Origin of the sequence: Streptomyces sp. NBC_01485, from assembly GCF_036227125.1 — a bacterium.
In the GTDB taxonomy this organism is placed as follows: Bacteria; Actinomycetota; Actinomycetes; order Streptomycetales; family Streptomycetaceae; genus Streptomyces.
The window spans coordinates 5,212,016-5,231,159 of sequence record NZ_CP109435.1; the positions used below are offsets into that span (position 1 = coordinate 5,212,016).

Annotated in this window: 11 protein-coding genes and 1 pseudogene; 7 read left to right on the forward strand and 5 right to left on the reverse strand. The window is 71.5% G+C overall.

Features of this window, described 5'->3' with window-relative positions; all coding sequences use genetic code 11:
- Positions 1-65: 65 nt before the first annotated feature.
- The gene (locus tag OG352_RS23775; protein WP_329219624.1) at positions 66-1,070 is read right to left on the reverse strand and encodes a hypothetical protein; all 1,005 of its coding nucleotides are present in this window, start codon (positions 1,068-1,070) and stop codon (positions 66-68) included.
- A gap of 283 nt (positions 1,071-1,353) precedes the next feature.
- Between OG352_RS23775 and OG352_RS23780 the strand changes: the two genes are divergently transcribed.
- The gene (locus tag OG352_RS23780) at positions 1,354-1,488 is read left to right on the forward strand and encodes a hypothetical protein (protein ID WP_329219626.1); all 135 of its coding nucleotides are present in this window, start codon (positions 1,354-1,356) and stop codon (positions 1,486-1,488) included.
- A 141-nt stretch (positions 1,489-1,629) separates the two neighbouring features.
- Entirely contained in the window at positions 1,630-2,016 is a 387-nt protein-coding gene (locus tag OG352_RS23785; RefSeq protein WP_329219628.1) for a luciferase domain-containing protein, read from the forward strand.
- A gap of 668 nt (positions 2,017-2,684) precedes the next feature.
- On the opposite strand, the gene OG352_RS23790 is transcribed toward OG352_RS23785, so the two are convergent.
- A complete protein-coding gene (locus tag OG352_RS23790; protein ID WP_329219630.1) occupies positions 2,685-3,692 on the reverse strand; it encodes a hypothetical protein in 1,008 nt (335 codons plus the stop codon).
- 536 nt (positions 3,693-4,228) lie between these two features.
- Here OG352_RS23790 and OG352_RS23795 point away from each other — a divergent pair.
- A pseudogene (locus OG352_RS23795) lies at positions 4,229-4,813 on the forward strand (hypothetical protein); the annotation flags it as partial.
- Here OG352_RS23795 and OG352_RS23800 read toward each other — a convergent pair.
- Positions 4,791-5,324, reverse strand: a complete 534-nt coding sequence (locus tag OG352_RS23800; RefSeq protein WP_329219631.1) for an NUDIX hydrolase — start codon at positions 5,322-5,324, stop codon at positions 4,791-4,793. The pseudogene OG352_RS23795 and the gene OG352_RS23800 overlap by 23 nt on opposite strands.
- A gap of 356 nt (positions 5,325-5,680) precedes the next feature.
- On the opposite strand from OG352_RS23800, the gene OG352_RS23805 reads away from it, so the two are divergent.
- Positions 5,681-6,118, forward strand: coding sequence for a hypothetical protein (locus tag OG352_RS23805; protein ID WP_329223937.1), 438 nt, complete (start codon positions 5,681-5,683; stop codon positions 6,116-6,118).
- Positions 6,119-6,122: 4 nt separating this feature from the next.
- On the opposite strand, the gene OG352_RS23810 is transcribed toward OG352_RS23805, so the two are convergent.
- A complete protein-coding gene (locus OG352_RS23810) occupies positions 6,123-6,902 on the reverse strand; it encodes a glycosyltransferase family 2 protein (RefSeq protein ID WP_329219632.1) in 780 nt (259 codons plus the stop codon).
- 316 nt (positions 6,903-7,218) lie between these two features.
- Positions 7,219-11,337 carry an nSTAND1 domain-containing NTPase gene (locus OG352_RS23815; RefSeq protein WP_329219633.1) on the reverse strand — a complete coding sequence of 1,373 codons (4,119 nt, stop codon included), beginning with the start codon at positions 11,335-11,337 and terminating at the stop codon, positions 7,219-7,221.
- Between the two features lie 513 nt (positions 11,338-11,850).
- Between OG352_RS23815 and OG352_RS23820 the strand changes: the two genes are divergently transcribed.
- Genes OG352_RS23820 through OG352_RS23830 form a run of 3 tightly spaced genes read left to right on the forward strand, consistent with a single transcriptional unit; the run spans position 11,851 to position 19,069 of the window.
- Positions 11,851-13,536, forward strand: coding sequence for a TIGR02677 family protein (locus OG352_RS23820; protein ID WP_329219634.1), 1,686 nt, complete (start codon positions 11,851-11,853; stop codon positions 13,534-13,536).
- Complete coding sequence (locus OG352_RS23825) at positions 13,533-14,873, forward strand: TIGR02678 family protein (RefSeq protein WP_329219635.1); 1,341 nt, start codon at positions 13,533-13,535, stop codon at positions 14,871-14,873. The genes OG352_RS23820 and OG352_RS23825 overlap by 4 nt, the downstream gene beginning before the upstream one ends.
- On the forward strand, positions 14,870-19,069 hold the full coding sequence (locus tag OG352_RS23830; RefSeq protein WP_329219637.1) for a TIGR02680 family protein: 4,200 nt from the start codon (positions 14,870-14,872) through the stop codon (positions 19,067-19,069). Before OG352_RS23825 ends, OG352_RS23830 begins: the two co-directional genes overlap by 4 nt.
- Positions 19,070-19,144 lie beyond the last annotated feature (75 nt).

The following is a 19,144-nucleotide window of genomic DNA, read 5'->3' on the forward strand; positions in this document are numbered from 1 at the left end:
CGGTTTCCGGATGGTCGCACATCAAGCCTCCCACCCGCGGGCCGTCGGAACACCGCTGCACCGGCTCAACCAGCTGCACGGAGAGGTTCCTCGGCCCGGTGATCGCGGTAGTCCTGGCGGTCCCGGCAGCCCCGGCAGAGGTCCGGGTCTGCTGAGCGGAAGCCGCGGTCGCAGCCGTCGCAGTTCTTGAGAGGGACGACGGCCGGTCGTGCTCCTGGTTCCGCTGATGCCCTTGGTTGCCCGGGCCCCGCCGTCCTCGTCGGTACGGAGAGGGGAGTCTCCTTCAGTCGGTAGGCGAGGATGCTTGCCGGGCGGGTCAGGAGGTGGGCCGGGAGTCCGGCGGTGAGATGTTCGGTGATCTCGGTGGGCAGGAGACCGGACGCGAGCCATCGAGCGACGGCCGGAGCGAGCCGGGCCGCCTCCTGACCGGACAGGATCAGGCGCGGATCGACCCGGCGCAGCGAGGCGAGCACGGCGACCGCCCGAGGGTCGGCTTCGGCGAGGGACGGCGTCGGCACCTGCGGTTCCTCCCGCACAGCCGCCGTTTCCGGTACGTCCTGTACATCCCGTATGGCCGTCGCGGTGGCGGGCGGGGCTTCGTCCGCCGGAGGCTTCCGGGGGCGCGGCGGCTTCGGGGGTTCAGAGCCGTCGGGGCCGTCGGGGCCGTGCCTGCGGCGTGGGCCACCCGGGCCGCCCGGAGCATTCGGACCCCCCGGACCGCCGCACGGCAGGTCGTGGAAGTACGTCCGCGTACGGATGTGCCCACTGGGGCCGCGCTCGCGGCGGCGCTCCAAGTGGCCTGCCCGCTCAAGCTCCTTGAGCGCCCGGGAGATCAGGATCTCGCCCTCGGTGAAGTGCTCGCACAGGGCGGCGATGGTCACGGGGGTGCCGTCGGGCAGCGAGAGGATGTAGGCCGCGACGCCGATGGTGACCGCGCTGCCGCGTCGCTGAGCGAGGGCGTTGGCGATCACGGTGAAGCCGGCCGTGAGGCGGGTGCGTACGTGGATCACGCCGGAGGTCTGGGCTCCGGCGTCGGCGCGCAGGCGCGCGTTAGACTGCGTTTCAGCCATTGGGAAGGTGTTGCTTCCTGATCGGTCAGGCCCTCGTCCGGGATTGCCGTCCCGGCGGGGGCCGTCGTCTGTCTGCGGTTGTCGTCTGTCTGCGGTTGTCGCGGCGAACGTAACCGCTCCGCTTCCGCCCCCGCAAGCTGGTCACCCGCACGGGTGACACGGGCGGGGAGGGTGGGTGGGTGGGTAGTTCTTTCCCTGGTTCTTTAGGGAGGTCAGCGGCCCACCGGCCCCTCGCCGACAAGGTCCCGGCGGGCGAGGAAGACGGATCGGCACCGGTACCCGGTTGACGCGGAAGCGGTGCGGCCGGGCGGCGACCGGCAAGGCCAACCCGAAGCCCGACGCGGAGCCCGCCGTCGAGGGACCGGTGCACCCCTTCGACGTGCTGCGTCGACCCAGGGGCTTCTCCGTGGAAATGTGACACTTCGGGACCGGAGTGTCACATTTCTCGAGCCACGTCCACCCGTCCCCGGACGCTTGCGCGCACCGCTCAACTTCGAAGACCTGGTTAAGCCTCCCTCAACCCCTGGTGGCCGGGCGGTGAGCGGCCCATGATGGGGCCATGACGGCGGCCTTGCGTGCCTTGGCACGACTCGCGACCTGGCCGGACCTCGCGGAGGACCGGCCCAGCTGCGGCACCGGTCGGGCGGTGCGCTCGGGCGGTGTCGAGATCGTGCACTTCCATTCCGACGTGAGTGTCGACCTGCATCTCACCGCCAAGGCGATCCGGCGGTTCGAGCGGGACCTGCGGCACTCCACCGCCATCCGGCTGCTGCCCGGCTCGCCGTGGGTGACCGTCCACCTGGAGTGCGAGACGGACATAGACCTGCTCATGACGCTGGTCAGCGCCGCCCTCCAGGCCCACCAGAAGAACCCGGCCGCCGCCGACGCCCCCCTCCCACGCTGCAACGACCACCGGGAAGCGGCGCTGAGTCGCGAGACCGGGTGAGCGGCGGCGGCCCGGCAAAAGGTGAGAACGCGAAAGCGTCCCCGTGGGCCCGGATTTCCCCCACACCGCAGGTCATGGACGTACCGGTCAGAAGTGGGTGCCTCTCACTGAGGGGCACCCCTTCTGGGCGGGGGCCGTCTCACCTTGATCTGGTTCTGTCGCGTTGTGGATCAGTGCGTGTGGACCAGACGTGGACCACGATCCTACGGAATGGAGACAGGAACCTGCTGGTCGGCGACCGTCTAGGGTCCGGCGGATGGACCACGTCGCATGGTCGCGATTCGCATGCCAACGGTGCTCCGGCGGGCGGGTGCGACGGTGAAGGCCCTCGATGGGGCAGCAGTGGCGAGGCCTGCGGCGAATTGAACCGGTCTGGGTGGGCTGCTCAGCGGCGAAGCCTCTTGCGTGCCCACAGGGACCCGATCACGCCGCCCACGACAACCAGGTACGCGGTCAAGGGTCTGTCGTTCAGCATGAGTCCGGGTGCCGCGATGACGGCCACGATCAGCAGCCATCCGCACCCGGCCGTAGCGAGATGAGCGCCGTCAGGGCGGGATTGCTCGTTCTCCACGGTTCTCCATTCGAGGCTTCCGCCAACAGCCGACCGCACGTGCCTTCACTGCCTCCGACGGTACGCCGTTCGGCCCGTGACGGCAGTTGCAGGCCGACTATGCGCAGTGGATGACGGCCGTCTGGGAGAAGACGTTGTGGTCGCCCCAGGTACCGTTGCTATTGCGCAACGTCGCGTTACCTATGTTGCTGCGGTATTGCCAGTTGCTCACGGTGAGCCGTGAGCACTCGAAACGCAAGGTTACCGGGAATGACTTCCCCTGCTCGTTGGTGTAACCCCGGGTGTCCTTGGTTGTCCAGATGCCGAGTCCTTGGTACTGGCGCAGTGACGCGGCGAAGTTCCCCCTGCCCGTCTGGTCGCAGATCATCGCGGCGTCAGCCTGTATGTGCAGGGATCCTCCGTGTCGGTACGGAGCCCTGCTCTGTGTGAGCTGGCACTTGGGTTTGGCGGCCGCGATGGCGCGGAGCGGGGAGTGTGTGGCGGTGACTGCCTGTTCGTCGACGTTACGGGCCCAACGCACAAGCGTCTCTGCGTTGTAAGCGTTCTGCTCGGTGGTGGCCGGGGCCTCCCACAGGGTCAGTTGGCCGTCCTTGGACAACGTACTCACCCTGATGCCGTCAGCGCCCACAGCGGTCAGCAGATGGCTTCCATTGGGCAGGGTCGTCGTATTCGTCTCGTCACCGTCCGAAGAAAGCACCGACGACGGCACGTCGTTGTGTACGGTCAGGCGGGTGATGTTGAGTGGGTGTGCGTAGTTCCCGTCTCCGAGACTGAACGTGAGCGTCTGACCCAGCTCTTCGTACTCCTCTACGCCAGGTGCCTGGAAGAGTTCCAGCCCGGTCGTCTCTGTCAACAGGTCAGTGAGTTTCTGAACGCTGGTGCCCTGCGCAGGTGCGACTTCACCAATGGGGGCAATGGACTGAGGGTCCGTGCCACCTTCGCCCGCGTATTCGGATGGACTGACAATCTGCGGCCCGGCGAGCGAGTCGGCCTTCTGAGGGCCGTCAGTCGCGAATGCCCCGGTAGCCGCGCCGACCGCAAGGGCGGCGGTGAACAGGGCTATGGCACCCGTTCGGGCAGCCCGGCGCATGGTGTTCTTCTTCAAGTCGTTTTCCCCTCCGTAGAGTTCGGCCGACCGTCATCCGGCGTTGGTCATGCGCCGACAGCTTCGGTCACTCGGAGGTCAACGTACGTGATAACTCCGGGGAGAGCTCGTGAGATTCGAACGTCTTGGCGTGTCGTGCTTCCTCGTGGCGGCTTCCTTCGGCCAGCCAGGACAGCATGTAGGGGAGCCATCCCCTTCTCCGAAGTGAGGTGAGGATGGCATCTACAGTCGGACGAACCGCGCGCAGTACCGCCAAGGCAGACAGCCAGGCCAGGAAGTAACGCGCCCAGCCCGAGCACCAGGACCACGGCCATGAGTACGGCCGGGACCAGGCCGAGCCCGGCCAAGCGTGACCGCGCAGTCCGGCTGACCACCGTTTCTCAATCGGGAAGCGTGGCTGAGGCCCGACGGGTTGCTGGAGACACACGTGACGGGTGCTCGTTCGGCGCTCCCGCCGTCGGGGCCGAGTCGGGCTTCGGGTTCAGATCAGGGCTTTGATCACCTCGTAGATGGTGGACCGATCCTCGGGGGTGTACAAGCCCGCAGATTCCCTGGCACTCGTGACCGCCGCCCAGGACCAGGCCCGTTCAGCACTCGGTACCACCCCGCGCGTCCTGTCGATGCTGTCCATGCGGGAGGCGTTCGCCCATGCCACGCTCGGCAGCCAGACGTCGACTCACCGGGCGATCGGGGAAGCACACCGCCAGTTCGAGCAGATCCAGGCGAGCGACCCGGACCCGTCATGGGTGACCTACTTCGACGAACTGAAGCTCATAGTGGACACGGGCATTGCCCACGGTCGACTGGGCGAGGCAGCGACGGCTGAACCATTGATCGCGGATGCGTTGCGTCGGGAAGCCCGCACCAACCAGCGCGGCCGGGCGTTTCACGCGTTCTGGCTGGCGCGCACGCAGCTGGACCAAGGCAAGCTTGACCAGGCGTGCAGCGCTGCCACGCAAGCTCTGGAGTCCGCGTCGGCAGTGGCCTCCGAGCGAGTGTCAGGCCACCTCAGGGAGTTCTACGACCAGTTGGCCCCGCACAGGCAGGAGCCCGTAGCCCTGGCCTTCGAGGCACGGCTACGGGCAGTCCTACCGCCGGTCAGCGGATCGCTTCATCCATGAGCAAGTAGAGGAGACCGACGAGCGACCCACTGCTGACGATCTCTCGGCGGTCGATCATCCCTCGCACCTCACTGAGGGGGATCCACTCGATCCGGTCCGACTCGTTCTTCTCCGTGGGCGGTCCGGTGTAGGTCGCGCCGTCCGCACGGAAGACGTGGTGCTGCGAGTCGGTGATGCCGTTGGCCGGCTCGCCGTAGATCAGAGGCTTGATGGGGCCAGGACGCCAGCCTGTCTCTTCCAGGACTTCGCGCGCTGCTGCCTCTTCTGGTGACTCGCCCTCTTCGACGAGGCCCATGGGCAACTCCCAGGCCCACGAGTCCGTGATGAAGCGGTGCCGCCACATCATCAGCACCTCTTGCCGGTCGTTGACCACGGCGGCCACAGCCAGGTGGCGGAGGCGAACGACGTGGTACTCCCACCTGCGCCCGTCAGGCTGCTGGACGTCCACCAAGCACAGGTTCACCCACTTGTTGGTGTAGATCTGCCGCTCACCGTGGGTCTTCCACTCCATACCTGCGGCCCCTCTCGATCGGTCTCCAGGATCTCAGACCATGGCGGACGGGAGCGCAGGTTCGGCTCTTTTCGCGTCACCTTGACGAGATTCCCGGCGAGTGACCCATCGATCCGGCCCGATCCCGGTACGCCCTAAGGGGGCGGTCTTGTCAGCCGCTTTCCTGTCTCCTCTGCGTCTGGTTAGCTGACGGTGCGTCAGATATCGTCTGCCGTGCCGACGCGTGAGTGCCGACGCGTGAGTGCTGACGCGTGCGTGCCGACGCAGAAGGGGTGAGCGCCATGGAGATTGGCCAGGACCGTGCGACCCGTCCTTCCCGCAGCCCGCAGCCGCCGGGGGATCCCCGCTGGGTGGCGATGTTCTACGACGCTTCCTCGGCGTCCTGGCGGCAGGCCGCCGAATCCCCGGACCGTACGCCCGTGCTGTTCGCGATCGGTGAGATGACCCAGGTCAGGCGAGCCCGGGGTGACGAGATGACCGTTGACCTGTGGGGGCCGAAGGGCGGTGCATGGCAGCGCTTCGACTCGGCTTCGCAGGCAGCGGTTGAAACGTCGGTTGAAGCGTCGGCCGAATCGTCGGTCGATGACGTCGTCCGGCCCGGCCATCCCAACTTCGCCGAACGTATGGAGGGGCGCCGGCATCAGGTGCTCATGGCGGGGCTGAGCAAGGCCGGGCTCTACGACCTCTCCCCGGACGACGTGACGGCCGTCCGCGCCCTGGTCGAGCAGGTCGACGAGACCACGTTGCGGCGGGTCGTGCGCTGGATGGCGGTGGCCGGCGCGGCGGGTGAGTGATCGGTCAAGCGGGGCCCAACGGTCTCGGGTAGTTCCAGTGGAAGGACTTCAGCGCTCTGGCCCTCTCCTCCACCACCGCCATGCGCGCCGCCCGTTCGACGGGGTCGACGTGTGAGGCCTGGCCTGTGACCTGGCCGTCCCACTTGCGGTAGTAGAGGCCGGCCTCCGCCGAGAACCAGCCGCGGCTCACCGCGTCGAGGGCCAGCAGCAGTCCGGTGTCCTCGGAGGCGGGCAGGGCCATCCAGCCGCCGAGCGCGGTCAGGAGGTCCCGTCGTACGAAGAGGCTCGCGGGGTGCACCGGCGCGCGGAAGTCGTGGGCCTTCCAGTGGGCGAGCACGGTGCCCCGTTCGATCGGGCCTTCGGCCGGGTCGCCGGGGAACGCGATCGTGGAGCCGTCCGGCAGCAGGTCGAGGGTGCTTGAGGTGGCCCAGCCGAGGGTCGGGTCCGCCTCCAGGGCGGCCAGGTCGCGAGCGAGGGCGCCGGGCGCGAGGCGGTCGTCGGCGTCCAGGACCTTCACGTACTCGCCCTCGGTGTGCGCGAGCGCGAGGGTGCGGGTGACCCCCGGGCCGCCGGGGCCGCCGCGACGCCCCTGGCGGAAGATCACGCGGGTGTCGTGGGCGGGTATGTGGGGGGCGACCTCGTCCGTCGCGCCGTCCTCGCGGATCACCCACCGCCACTCCCACCCCGGGGGCAACTCCTGTGCGCGCAGCGACGCGTAGGCCTCGGGCAGGTGGCGGGCGGAGGGGGCGTGCACGGCGGTGACGATGACGATGCGCCGGTTCACGGGGAGTACTCACCACTTTCCCGGACGGTCCGCCCAGGTCACCGGGCGTGCAAAGGCCCGGCCGCTGGCGACGGGGGATGCACCAGCGACCGGGCTATGGCCAAGGCTAACAAGGCTGTCGGTCCGACGGGAGCCCCCTTCTCCCCTGCCCCGCCGTTGTGATCGGGATCACTGTCACACCACCCCCCTTGTTTAACCCTCGCTTATCCCTCGCCAATCCCTCATCTTTCCCTCACTTATCTCTCCGGCCCTTCCTCGCTTACCTCTCCGCCGACCCCTCGCGCACCCCTGCGCCGACCCCTCGATCAGCTCTCGCTCATCCTTCGCACGGAGGCTCGTAAGAGAGCCTGGGCAGGTACTCGTGCCACTTGTCCCCTGTCAGGACGCCGCGTGTGGTCGCGCAGATGCGGCTGATCGCCGTGTCGACGTCCAGGTTCCACAGGCGGACGGTGTCGGCGCCGCTGGAGACGCCGAGCATGTGGCTGTTGGGGCTGAAGGAGAGGAAGTTGCCGGTCTTGGCGTTGGGGCTCATGGACTGGCCGATGGGGGAGGCGTCGGAGGGGACGGCGACGTTCCACAGGCGGACCGTGTTGTCGTCGCCGCCGCTGGCGAGGGTGCGGCCGTCGCGGCTGTAGGTGAGGGAGACGACCGCCTCGGAGTGACCGGTGAGGGGGGAGCCGAGGCGGGTCGCGTCGGCCGGGTCGGTGATGTCCCACAGGCGGACCGTGTCGTCGTCGCTGCCGCTGGCGAGGGTGTGGCCGTCAGGGCTGTAGGCGAGGGAGTTGACGGGGGCCGCGTGGCCGGTGAGGGGCTTGCCGAGCGGCGTTGTGCGGCCGGGGGCGGTCACGTCCCAGAGGCGGATGGTGCCGTCCGCGCTGCCGCTGGCGAGGGTGTGGCCGTCCGGGCTGAAGACGAGGGCGTTGATGTAGCCCTTGTGTCCGGCGAGCGGGGCGCCGAGCGGGACGACGTGGGAGGGGTCGCCGACGTTCCAGAGCTGGATGCGGCGGTCGTCGTAGGCGGTCGCCAGGATCCGTCCGTCGGGGCTGAAGCCGAGTGCGTCGGAGCCCATGAAACGGGTCTGCAGGGGGATGGGCGGTCCGGAGGAGACCGGGTGGGTCGGGTCGGTGACGTTCCACAGGTACACCGAGCGGTCCGGCGACAGCACGGCGAGGGTGTGGCCGTCGGGGGAGAACGCGGGCTGGCGGTCGGCGCTGTCCTTCGGCATGAACGGTTCGCTGAGAGAGACGGGACGGTCGGGGGACTTCACGTTCCACAGGCGGATGCGTCCGTCGCGCGCGGCCGTGGCGAGCACCTTCCCGTCCGGGCGGAACACTCCGTTGCGGCCGATCATGTCCGACGTCGGCATCGACCACAGCCGGACCTTGTTGTCGCCGCTGCCGGTGGCGAGGGTCGCGCCGTCGGGGCTGAAGCCCAGCGCGTACATCTCGCCGCTGCCGCCCGCGAGGGGCTCGCCGACCTGGGACGGGAACTCCGGATCGCGCACGTTCCACAGGCTCGCCGTGGAGTCGGCGCTGGCGGCGGCCAGCAGGGAGCCGTCCGGGCTGAAGGCGACGGACCAGACGGGGCCGGTGTGCCCGGGGATCGGTGCGCCGATCTGGGTCGCGCGGCTCGGGTCGGCGACGTTCCACAGCCGGATGGTGTCGTCCGCGCTGCCGCTGGCGAGGGTGTCGCCGTCGGGGCTGAAGTCCAGGGAGTGCACGGTGTCGGTGTGACCGGTCAGGACCCTGTCGATCAGCTTCGGGCGGCGCGGATCCGCCGTGTTCCACAGGCGGATCGTGTTGTCGTCGCCGCCCGCCGCGAGGATCCGGCCGTCCGGGCTGAACGCCACGGAGCGCACGGCGGCGGTGTGCCCGGTCAGCGGCGCGCCCAGCGGGCGGACCCGCGCGGGGTCGGCCGTGTTCCACAGCCGTACGGTGTGGTCCTCGCCGGCCGAGGCCAGCGTCCGCCCGTCCGGGCTGAACGCGAGCAGGTAGATCGTGCCGGTGTGGCCGGTCAGGGGTGCGCCGAGGGCGCGTGGGTGGGCAGGGTCGCGGACGTCCCAGAGGCGGACGGTGCCGTCGTCGCCGGCGCTGGCCAGGGTGTCGCCGTCCGGGCTGAACACCGCGCTGCTCACCCAGCTCGTGTGGCCGGTGAGGGGCTTGCCCAGCGGCTTGGGGTGGGAGCGGTCGCTCACGTCCCACAGGCGGACGGTGCGGTCGTAGCTGGCGGTGGCCAGGAGCTTGCCGTCCGGGCTGAACGAGGTGAGGTAGACGGCGCCGGTGTGGCCGAGGAGGGGCGTGGCCAGCGGCGCGTTCACGATGGAGATCAGGCGGTTGCTCGTGCCCTCGTCGTCCGGCCGCAGGTCGTGCGCCACCAGGTCGAGCTGGGCGGACAGCGACGGATCCGTGTACTGGACGCGGTCGGCCTCCGCCACCACCTGCTCGAACACGGCGTCGTTGCGCTGCTGCCACGCGACCACGGCCGCGCCGACCGCGACGATCGACAGCACCACCAGCGCCGACACCGCGCCCCGGAAGATCCACACCATGCGCCGGCGCAGCCGGACCGAGGCGGCCAGGAACTCCACCGCGCTACGGGTCAGGAAGGTGTTGCCGGCCGACTTCGCCCAACTGCGGGCCTGCTCCAGCCGGGAACCCCGGTACAGCAGCGCCGAGTCGCGGTTCGAGCCCTCCCAGGCCCGGCCGTCCTCCTCCAGCCGCTGCCGCAGCAGATGGTCGCCGCGGTCCTCGTCGATCCAGTCGCGCAGCCGGGGCCAGGCGTGCAGCAGCGCCTCGTGGGTGATCTCCACGGTCTCCGCGTCCAGCGTCACCAGACGGGCGTTCACCAGGGCTTCGAGCGACTCCTCCGTCTTGCCGGGATCGGTCGACTCCGCCGCCAACTGACGGCGCGTGCCCCGCCGCCGGGTGGCCTGGGTGTCCTCGCCGAGCCGGACCAGCCGCAGCAGGAGCAGCCGCGCGGCGCTGCGGGCCGCCGGGTCGAGCCTCGACCAGGCCCGTTCGGCGGTCGCCGCCACCGCGCCCTGGATGCCGCCCGCCGCGCGGTAGCCGGCCAGCGTCAGCCGGCCCGCCTTCCGGCGCTGCCAGGTGGCGAGCAGGGCGTGCGACAGCAGGGGGAGCACACCGGCGTGCGCCCCGCGCGGACCGTCGACGGTCACCTCGCGGATGATCAGCTCCGCCAGCCCGGGTTCGAGCTCCAGCCCCACGGCCCGGGCCGGCCCGGTCACCGCCTCCCGCAACTCCGGGGTGGTCAGCGGCCCGAGCACCATGTGCCGGTGCTGGAGCGCGTCGGACAGCTCGGGGTGACTGAGGCACTGCTCGTAGAAGTCGGCGCGGATGCCCAGGACTACGAGGACGGGGGGTGGGGCGGTCGCTTCGTCCGTGTCATCCGTTTCGTTGTTGTCTGCGTTGTCTGCGTTGTCTGCGGGGGTGCAGGCGGCGTGCAGGAGCTGGATGAAGAGGCGCCGGGCGGCGTCGTCGGGGCAGAGGGTGAAGGCCTCTTCGAACTGGTCGACGATGATGACGGGGCGGGTGGGGGTGCGGGTGGGGGTGGAAAGTGCGGGGGGCGAGGGCGACTCGCGTTCGGCCCAGGCGGCGAAGGCCTCCCGTACGGCGTGTGCGAAGCGCGGGGTGCCGGGCTCCTCGGCGGCGACGGCGGTGACGGGGGCGAGTTCGGGGATGCGGTGGGTCAGCTCGGCGAGGGGATCCGCGCCGGGTACGAGCTGTAGGACCGCCGTCGCTCCACTGTTCTGCCTGCTGTTCTGCCCGCCGGACGCACCACTCGGGGCGCTGCTCGCCGCACCGTTCTGCAGAGCGGGCACGAGACCGGCGCTGAGCAGGGAGGACTTGCCCGCTCCGGAGGCGCCGACCAGCATGACCAGGCCCCCCGTCCGTTCCGCCGCGCGGAGCTGGGCGACGAGGGCGTCCGTGCTCCGTTCCCGGCCGAAGAACCACCGGGCGTCCTGCTCTCGGTACGAGGCGAGCCCCCGGTACGGGCACACGCCCTCGGGGACGCCGGCCCCCTCGGCCGCGGGCCGTTCCTCTTCCTCCACGGCGGCGGCCGGGACGTCGCCGACGACCGGATCGGCCACCGCCCGCTCCCACAACCGCTGCCACTGGGCGAGGTCGTACAGACCGGCGGACACCGGTGCGGGCCGCGCACGGCGCGCCTCGGGTATCAGGACGTGCAGCACGGCGGCGAGGGCGGCGAACTGGGCGGGCACGTTCCGGGCCCGTCGCCAGTCGCTGATCCGCTGGGCGGACACCCGTACGGGCCGCCCCCGTTCGTCGACCCGCTGGAGCCGGACGACCGCCTCGGACACGCGCTTGAGCGGAGGGTTGCCGGCCTCCTTGTACAGCAGCGCGAGTCGTTCCGCGAAGGCTGTGCGTGCCCCCGAGTCGGAACTCAAGGCCTCCACCCCTAACTTCCCCCGACACCTGTATTCCGGACCGGAAAACCCACTTTATATGGCTGACCTGCGGAGAAGGGGTTGACCGGACGACGGATCCTCCTCTGCAAGGGCCTCAACTGGCAGGATCCGGAAGGCAGCCGCGCAGCAACCGGGCGCGCTCGACGCCGCCCGCACCGTTCGGCGCCGGTCCGCACGAGGGGAGGGACCGGAGCCGAACGGTGCGGCGCGTGCGACGCCCGTGCGGCGCCTCGAACGGCGTCCCCCTTCAGGCACTCGCTGCGTACTCGACGCCCATGGGCCTTCGCCGCCGCGTCCCCCTGACCTGCTGACCCCCTGTTCCCGCCCCCGCTCCCGTGATCTACCGTGAGCGACGGCCTCTCCGGGACGGGCGACTCGGCCCGCCGACTGCTGCGGCCGCTGAGGCTGCGGCGGTTCTCCGCATTCCGCCCAGGTTGTCAGTGGTGGCCTTTACGGTGGTGAGAGCTGGGCAGGGCTCGCCGTCGGGGAAGGGGGAGGCGGGTGCGCAGGGTTCCGCCGGAGATGTTCCGGTTCACCACGGGGGATCGTGCCGATCTCTACGGGGCGGTGCTGCGGGCGTTCGGCGCGGCCAACGAGCGGCTGGAGACGGCACTCGGGCTCGACGAGGTCCGGGCCCGGCTGCGCACGGTCGGCTGGCTGGACGCGATCACGGACGAGGAACTGCACGAAGCGCTCAGGAGACTCCAGCAGTGGGGCCTGTTGGACGTCGTCCAGAACCACGCGGAGAACTACCGCACGGCCGAGGAGTACGAGCGGCGCAACCTCCAGTACTCCCTGACCCGTCAGGGCGAGGCCGCCATCGCGGGGGTGGAACACGCGCTGGCCGTGCTCGCGTCGACAGGGGCGCTGCAGACCGCCGTACTGGAGGCGATCACCGACCGGCTCGACGAGCTGTACGTCCTGCTGGAGCAGCCCTCGTCGGCGGACCGCCGCATCTTCAGCACCCTCCAGGAACTGGAGGGGCACCTCGAAGCGCTGCTGGACAACACCAAGGCGTTCAACGGCGAACTGCAGCGGCTGCTGCGGGCCGAAAGCGCCGATGCCGGGGTCTTCCGCGAGGTGAAGGCGTCGACGGTGGCGTACCTGCGCGAGTTCCTCGTCAACCTCGACCGGCGCGGGGCCGGGGTCGCCGTGGCGGTGGCCCGGGTGGAGGAGCGCGGCACCGGGCTGCTGCACGAGCGCGCGCTGCGGGGCGCGGAGCTGCCGCCGTCGGCCGGGGAGGACCCGTCGGCCGCGTGGCTGGAGCGGCGCAGGGCGCGCTGGGCGGGGCTGCGGGCCTGGTTCCTGCCGGCCGACGGGTCGCCGCCCCGGGTCGAGCAGTTGCATGACGTGGCCCGGCGGGCGATCGTCTCGCTGCTCCAGGTGCTCGACCGGATCACGGAGTCCCGTCGCCGTTCGTCCAGCGCCGTCCAGGACTTCCGCGAACTCGCCCGCTGGTTCGCCGCCGCGCCCACGGAGGACGACCTGCACCGGCTGTGGACGCTGGCCTTCGGACTGGGCTCCGCGCGCCACGCCCACCTCGCGCATCCCGATCCCGAACTGGTCCCGGTCTCCCGGACCTGGGCCGCCGCACCCCCGGTGGAGGTGTCCGCGCTGCTGCGCACCAGCGGCCGCACGGAGCGCTTCACCCGGACCGGCAAGGTGCGGGACGTCTCCGCGACGCGCGCCGCGCGAGCCGAGCGCGCGCGCCGCGAACGCGCCGAACTCCAGGCGGCCTGGCAGGTACTGGCCACGGACGGCCCCGTACGGCTCTCCGCCTTCGGCGAACTCGACCCGGCGGCGTTCGAGCGCCTGTTCGATCTGCTCGGCAGGGCCCTGTCGTCCCGCCCGGACAGCACGGGAGTACGGCGAGCGGTGAGTGCGGACGGCGGGGTGGAGATCGTCCTGGACTCCATGGCCGAGGCTGACGCTGACGACCGTGTCGCCCGGCTGCGCACCTCGAACGGGGTGATGAGCGGGCCGGATTACGTCGTTCAGATCCGTAACGTGGGTGCGGGTGCGGGCGTGGGCGTGGGAATGGGCCTGAACGTGGGCGTGGAGACGACCGCCGCCCACCCGTCAACCGCCGCCCACCCGTCAACCGCCGTCCATCCGTCAACCGCCGCCCACCCGTCAACCGCCGTCCACCCGTCGGCCGTACCCGTACAAGAGGAGGCCGCCGGATGAGCACGCTCGCCAACCAACTGGTGGTGGTCGAACGGGAAGAGGTCGCGCGGGGCATCCGGCTGCTGCTCGCCCAGCCGCTGATCACCGAGCGCGCCGACCCCGTGGCCTTCGAGGTGGTGCGGCGCCGCAAGGAGCCGTTGGCCAAGTGGTTCGACTACACCTGCGGATGGAGTCTGGTGGTGGAGCCGCGGCGCGGATACGCCCGGCTGCTCAAGGTCCGCCCGGCCGCCGACGCCTCCCGCCCGGCCCTCCGTCCCCGCGCGGGCCGGGCGCCCTTCGACCGCCGCCGGTACGTGCTGCTGTGCGTCACCGCGGCGGAGCTGACCTCCGTACCGATGACGACCATCGGCCTGCTCGCCGACCGTGTCGTACAGGCCATGGCCGCAGACCCTGCGCTCTCCCCGTTCGACACCACCAGCCGCCGCGAGCGGATGGCCTTCGTCGACGTACTGAAGCTGCTGGAGTCGTACGGCGTCCTGGCGGTCGTCGACGGGCTGACGGAGTCGTTCGTGGACACGGCGGAGGCGAAGGTCCTCTACCGGGTGGACGTCACGCTCCTGATGCGGCTGCCCGCGGCCCCCGTGGGACCGTCACGGCTGGCGCTGCCCGCGCAGGAGGTGCCGGCCCGCTTCGAGGAACTGCTCGCGGAGCTGATGCGCGAGCGCCGCTACGGCACGCCGCCCGCCGCGCAGCCGACACAGCCGACACAGTCGGCACAGCCGATGCGGCCCGCGCAGCCGACACAGCCGACACAGCCGACGGGGGACGAGGCGTTCGTCGTCTCCGACACGCGGCGCAACCTGTGGCTGCGCCATTCCGTCCTGCGCCGCCTCTTCGACGACCCGGTCCTCTACCGGGAGGACCTGACCGACGACGAGCTCGCCTACCTCGCGTCCCCCACCGGGCGTCAGATCCTGCGTCGCGCCGCGGAGCAGGCCGGACTCGTCCTGGAGGAACGCGCCGAGGGCTATCTCCTCGTCGACCCCGACGCCGTGGCCACCGACTCCAGGTTCCCGGACGACTCCTCGACCGCCCGGGTCGCCGCGCTGCTCCTCCTCGAACGCGTCGCCGACACCCCCGGCGGCGCGACCCCCGAACAGCTCGCCGAGGCGGCGTCCGAACTGCTGCGGCGGTTCCCCCGCTGGGCGAAGGCGTACCAGGCGACCGAGGGCGCGCACCGGCTGGCCGACGACGCCGTGGCCGTACTGCGCGACTTCGGCCTGGCCCGCACCACCGGCGACCGCGTCGTGGCCCGCCCGGCCGCACACCGCTACCGCGTGGCGCACACGACCACGACCACGCCCACGACCACGACCGAGGAAGGAGACCCGCTGTGAACGTGACCGAACTGCCGGTACGCGGCACGGACCGGCCGGACGCCGCTCCTCCCACGGAGCCCACGGATCCCACGGACATCACCCGCCCCAGAGACACCCGCCCCACAGACATCACCCGCCCCACGGACACCACCCGTCCCACCCGGGCCCGGTGGCAGCCCGTCCGCGCCGGAATCCTCAACGTCTGGCGCTACTACGACGAGACGTTCACCTTCCACGAGGGACGTCTGCTGCTGCGCGGACCGAACGGCACGGGCAAGTCGAAGGCGCTGGAACTGCTGCTGCCGTTCCTCTTCGACGCGAACCTCAGACCCCACCGGCTGTCCACCTTCGGCGGTTCCGAACGCACCATGCACTGGAACCTCATGGGCGAAGGCGCGACCGGCAAGACCCGCGTGGGATACGTGTGGCTGGAGTTCGGCCGGGCCGACGGCCGCTGGTTCTCCTGCGGCGCCCGGCTCCAGGCCAGCATCCACACCAGCGGCGTCCAGACCGACTACTTCACCACCACTCGCCGTCTCGCCCGCCCCGACGGCGTGTCCCTCGTCAACGAGGCGGGGCAGCCCCTCACCCGGCCCGCGCTCGCGGACGCCCTGGAGGGCGACGGCGAGATCCACGCCACGGCGGCCGACTACCGGGCCACGATCCGCCGCACCCTGTTCGCCGGCCTCGGCGAGCAGCGCTTCGAGGCGCTGATCACCGCTCTGCTCCAGCTCCGGCAGCCGAAACTCTCCGAGCGGCTCGACCCGTCCCTCCTGTCCACCCTGCTGTCCAAGGCCCTCCCGCCGCTCGGCGAGACGGAGATCGGCGAACTCGCCGAGGGCTTCGAGCGGCTCGACCGGCAGCGCGAGGACCTGAAGCGGCTGGACGAGGAGGTCACCGCCGCCGTTGCCATCGCCGGCCGGCAACGGGGCTACGCCCAGCGGGTGCTGCGCGCCGCCGCCGCACAACTGATCTCCGCGACGACGGACATGGACAACCGCACCCGGATCGCCCGGGAGAGCGCGGAGCAGCACCGGCAGGCCGTGCACGACCAGGAGGTCACCGGGCGGCGCAAGGCGGAGCTGGGCGAGCGCGTCGAGGAACTCGAGGCCGCCGTCCAGGGGTTGCTGGACAGCGACCTCTACCAGCAGGGCAAGGAGCTGGACCAACTCCGCCGCCGCGCCCAGGACACCGCGCGGAGCGCCGGCCGGCTGCGCGCCACCGCCGACGACCGGCAGCGCCGGCTCCGCGCGGACGACGAGCAGGCCGACGCCGCCGGCCGGCAGGCCGAGGAATGCGCCCACCACGCCCGGGACACCGCCGAGGACGCCGAACGGACCGCCCGCACCGTGGGGATGGAGTCGGTGCACGCGGAGATGCGCGCCGCCCTCGCCGACGCGCCCGCCGCCGACGATCCCGCGCGGGAGGCGACCCGGGTCCGGCAGGTCCGCCACCTGCTGCGCGGCGCGGTCAAGGGCCGCCGCGACCAGATGGCGGCCGTCCGGGAAGCCGTCGAACGCCATGAGCGGGCCGTGGGCGACCGCACCGCCGCCGAAACGGCCCTCGACGGCGCCCGGGACGGCCTCGCCGAGGCCATGACGCGGCGCGACGAGGCGGCCCGGGAGTGCGCGCAGGCCCTGCGGGCCCAGGCGGATCTGCTCCGGGACTGGGCGACCGGGTGCGTGGAGCTGCGCATCGGCGACGTCGAGGAGCTGGTCGCCCGGGCCGCCGTCGAGGCGGACGTTCTCGCCGTCGTGGAGCGCGCCGTACGCGCTCTGGACCAGCGGATCACCCAGTCCGAGACGCGGGTCGAGTCGGCCCGGAAGACTTCCCACGACCAGCGGGAGAGGTTCGTCCGGGCCATCGAGGCGCTCACGGCGGAAGCCGACCTTCCGCCGGCCGCCCCGCCGACCCGTACGACGGACCGTTCGACGATGGAGGGCGCGCCCCTGTGGCGGCTCGTGGCCTTCCGTGACGGCGTTCCCGAGGAGGTCCAGGCCGGTGTCGAGGCGGCGTTGGAGGCGTCGGGACTGCTCGACGCGTGGCTGAGCCCCGAGGACACGATCGAGCTGGCCGGCCACGACACCTTCGCGGCGCCCGGCTGGGCGACCCCCGCGCCGGGGCCGTCCCTGCTGGAGGTCCTGCGCCCCGAGACGGACATCCCGGTGTCCGCCGACCGCGTGGACCGGCTCCTCGCCGGCATCGCCTACGGGGAACACCTCCCGCACTGGCACACCGCCGCCGTCGCCGCGGACGGCAGCTGGCGGCTGGCCGCGGCCATCGGCACCTGGAGCAAGGCGGCGCCCGCCCACATCGGCTCCCACGCCCGTGACCAGGCCAGACAGCGCCGCATCGCGGAACTCACCGACCGGCTCACCGCACTGAACACCCACATCGCGTCGCTCGACGCACGGCTGGGCGCGCTGCGCGAGAGCCGCTCCCGCCTCGACGCCGACCTCGCGTCCCGCCCCCGCCACCGGGAACTCGACGAACGACGCCGCCAGTGGGACCGCGCGGAGGAGGCGGTCGGCGTCCGCGACGACGCCGTCCGCATGACGGTCAAGATGCTCGACGGACGCGAGGCCGACGTCAGCCGCTGCCTGCGCACGCTGGGCAGACTGTCCTCCGAACACGCCCTGCCCACCGAGCGCGGCCGTCTCAACGAACTGTCCGCCGCCGTCGACGTGTTCGCCGACACGGCCGACGCCTGGGCGGACGCCCACCTGCACTGGTCCACCGCCCTCGGCCGCTCCGCCGCCGCGAGAAACCAGGCCGAACGCTCCTCGGAGGCCGCCCGGGAGAGCCAGGCCGAAGCCGACCGGGCCGAGGCCGAGGCACGGGCACTCGCCGCCACCCTCCAGGCCGCGGACAGCACCGTCGGCGAGGACTTCCGCCAAACGGCGTCCCGCATAAGCGAGTTGAGGCAGGACGTCCGCCGCAGCCGGGAGCAGATCAGCGCGAGCGACGGCGAACTCAGCCGCCTGCAACGCCGTATCGGCTCGCTGGAAGCGACCATGGCCCAGGACGCCCTGCGCCGCGACGAGGCGACCGGGACGAGGGACACCTCGGCCCTGCGCTTCCGGCACCTCTGCCTGCTCGGCCTGCCCCAGGACGCGGCGGTCCCACCGGAGCGGACCGCGCTGGGTCTGACCGCGTCGGACGGCACCCGCGCCACGCTGGAAGCGGCACGCGAGATCGCGGCCGAGTGGCCCGCCCTCGCCCACGAACCGCGCAATCTCGGGGACGCCGTCCAGCGCCTGTCCGAGGCCGTCCACCAGGCCCGTCAGGTCCTCGGCCGCCGCGCCGACCTCGACCTGGAGGCCGACGAGGACGTACAGATCTTCACCGCCACCATGGACGGCGCCCGGATCGGCGCGACGGGCCTGCTCCACACCCTCACCGCCGAACGGGACGGCAGCCGCGAGGACATCACCGTCGCCGAGCGCCGCCTCTTCGACCAGACCCTCACCGGCGACACCCGCCGCCACCTGGCCGCCCGCATCCGCCAGGCCAACGAACTCGTCGACCGGATGAACGGCCACCTGGAGCGCGTCCGCACGGCGTCGAAGGTCTCCGTCCAACTGGTGTGGCGCATCCACCCCGACCTCCCGGCCGGCACCCAGACCGCCCGCACCCTCCTCCTCAAGGAACCCAGGAACGTCACCGACGCCGACCGCGAGGCCCTGCACGCCTTCTTCCGGGCCCGCATCGAGGAGGCCAAGGCCAGGAACACGGCGGCCACCTGGGAGGAACAGCTCGCCGAAGTGCTCGACTACACGGCCTGGCACCAGTTCGTGGTCCGGCTCGACCGCGCGAACGGCGCCGGCTGGCAGGTCCTCACCAAGAAACTGCACGGCGCGCTCTCCGGCGGCGAGAAGGCCATCGCCCTGCACCTGCCGCTCTTCGCCGCGGTCGCCGCGCACTACGAGGCCGTACCCGAAGCACCTCGCCCGATCCTCCTCGACGAGGTCTTCGTCGGCGTCGACGCCACCAACCGCGGCCAGATCTTCGCCCTGCTCGCCGCCCTCGACCTCGACCTGATGCTCACTTCGGACCACGAGTGGTGCCACTACCGCGAACTCTCCGGCATCGCCGTCCACCAACTCATCACAGGAACAGACGGCGACGACGCGGTCACCAGCGCCCGCTTCGTCTGGACGGGGGAGCGGATGCGGGCGGACGAGGGAGGCGGAGGGGACGAGGGAGACGGATGAACGGAGGGGACGAGGGAGCCGGATCAGATGAGGGAGGCGGCGGAGCTGAGGGAGACGGCGGAGATGGCTAGGACA

What these genes read in the sequence shown, in the direction of transcription:
- OG352_RS23775 (WP_329219624.1), bottom strand. Translation starts at nt 1,070, where the DNA reads ATGGCTGAAACGCAGTCTAACGCGCGCCTGCGCGCCGACGCCGGAGCC.
- OG352_RS23785 (WP_329219628.1), top strand. Translation starts at nt 1,630, where the DNA reads ATGACGGCGGCCTTGCGTGCCTTGGCACGACTCGCGACCTGGCCGGAC.
- OG352_RS23800 (WP_329219631.1), bottom strand. Translation starts at nt 5,324, where the DNA reads ATGGAGTGGAAGACCCACGGTGAGCGGCAGATCTACACCAACAAGTGG.
- OG352_RS23805 (WP_329223937.1), top strand. Translation starts at nt 5,681, where the DNA reads ATGTTCTACGACGCTTCCTCGGCGTCCTGGCGGCAGGCCGCCGAATCC.
- OG352_RS23825 (WP_329219635.1), top strand. Translation starts at nt 13,533, where the DNA reads ATGAGCACGCTCGCCAACCAACTGGTGGTGGTCGAACGGGAAGAGGTC.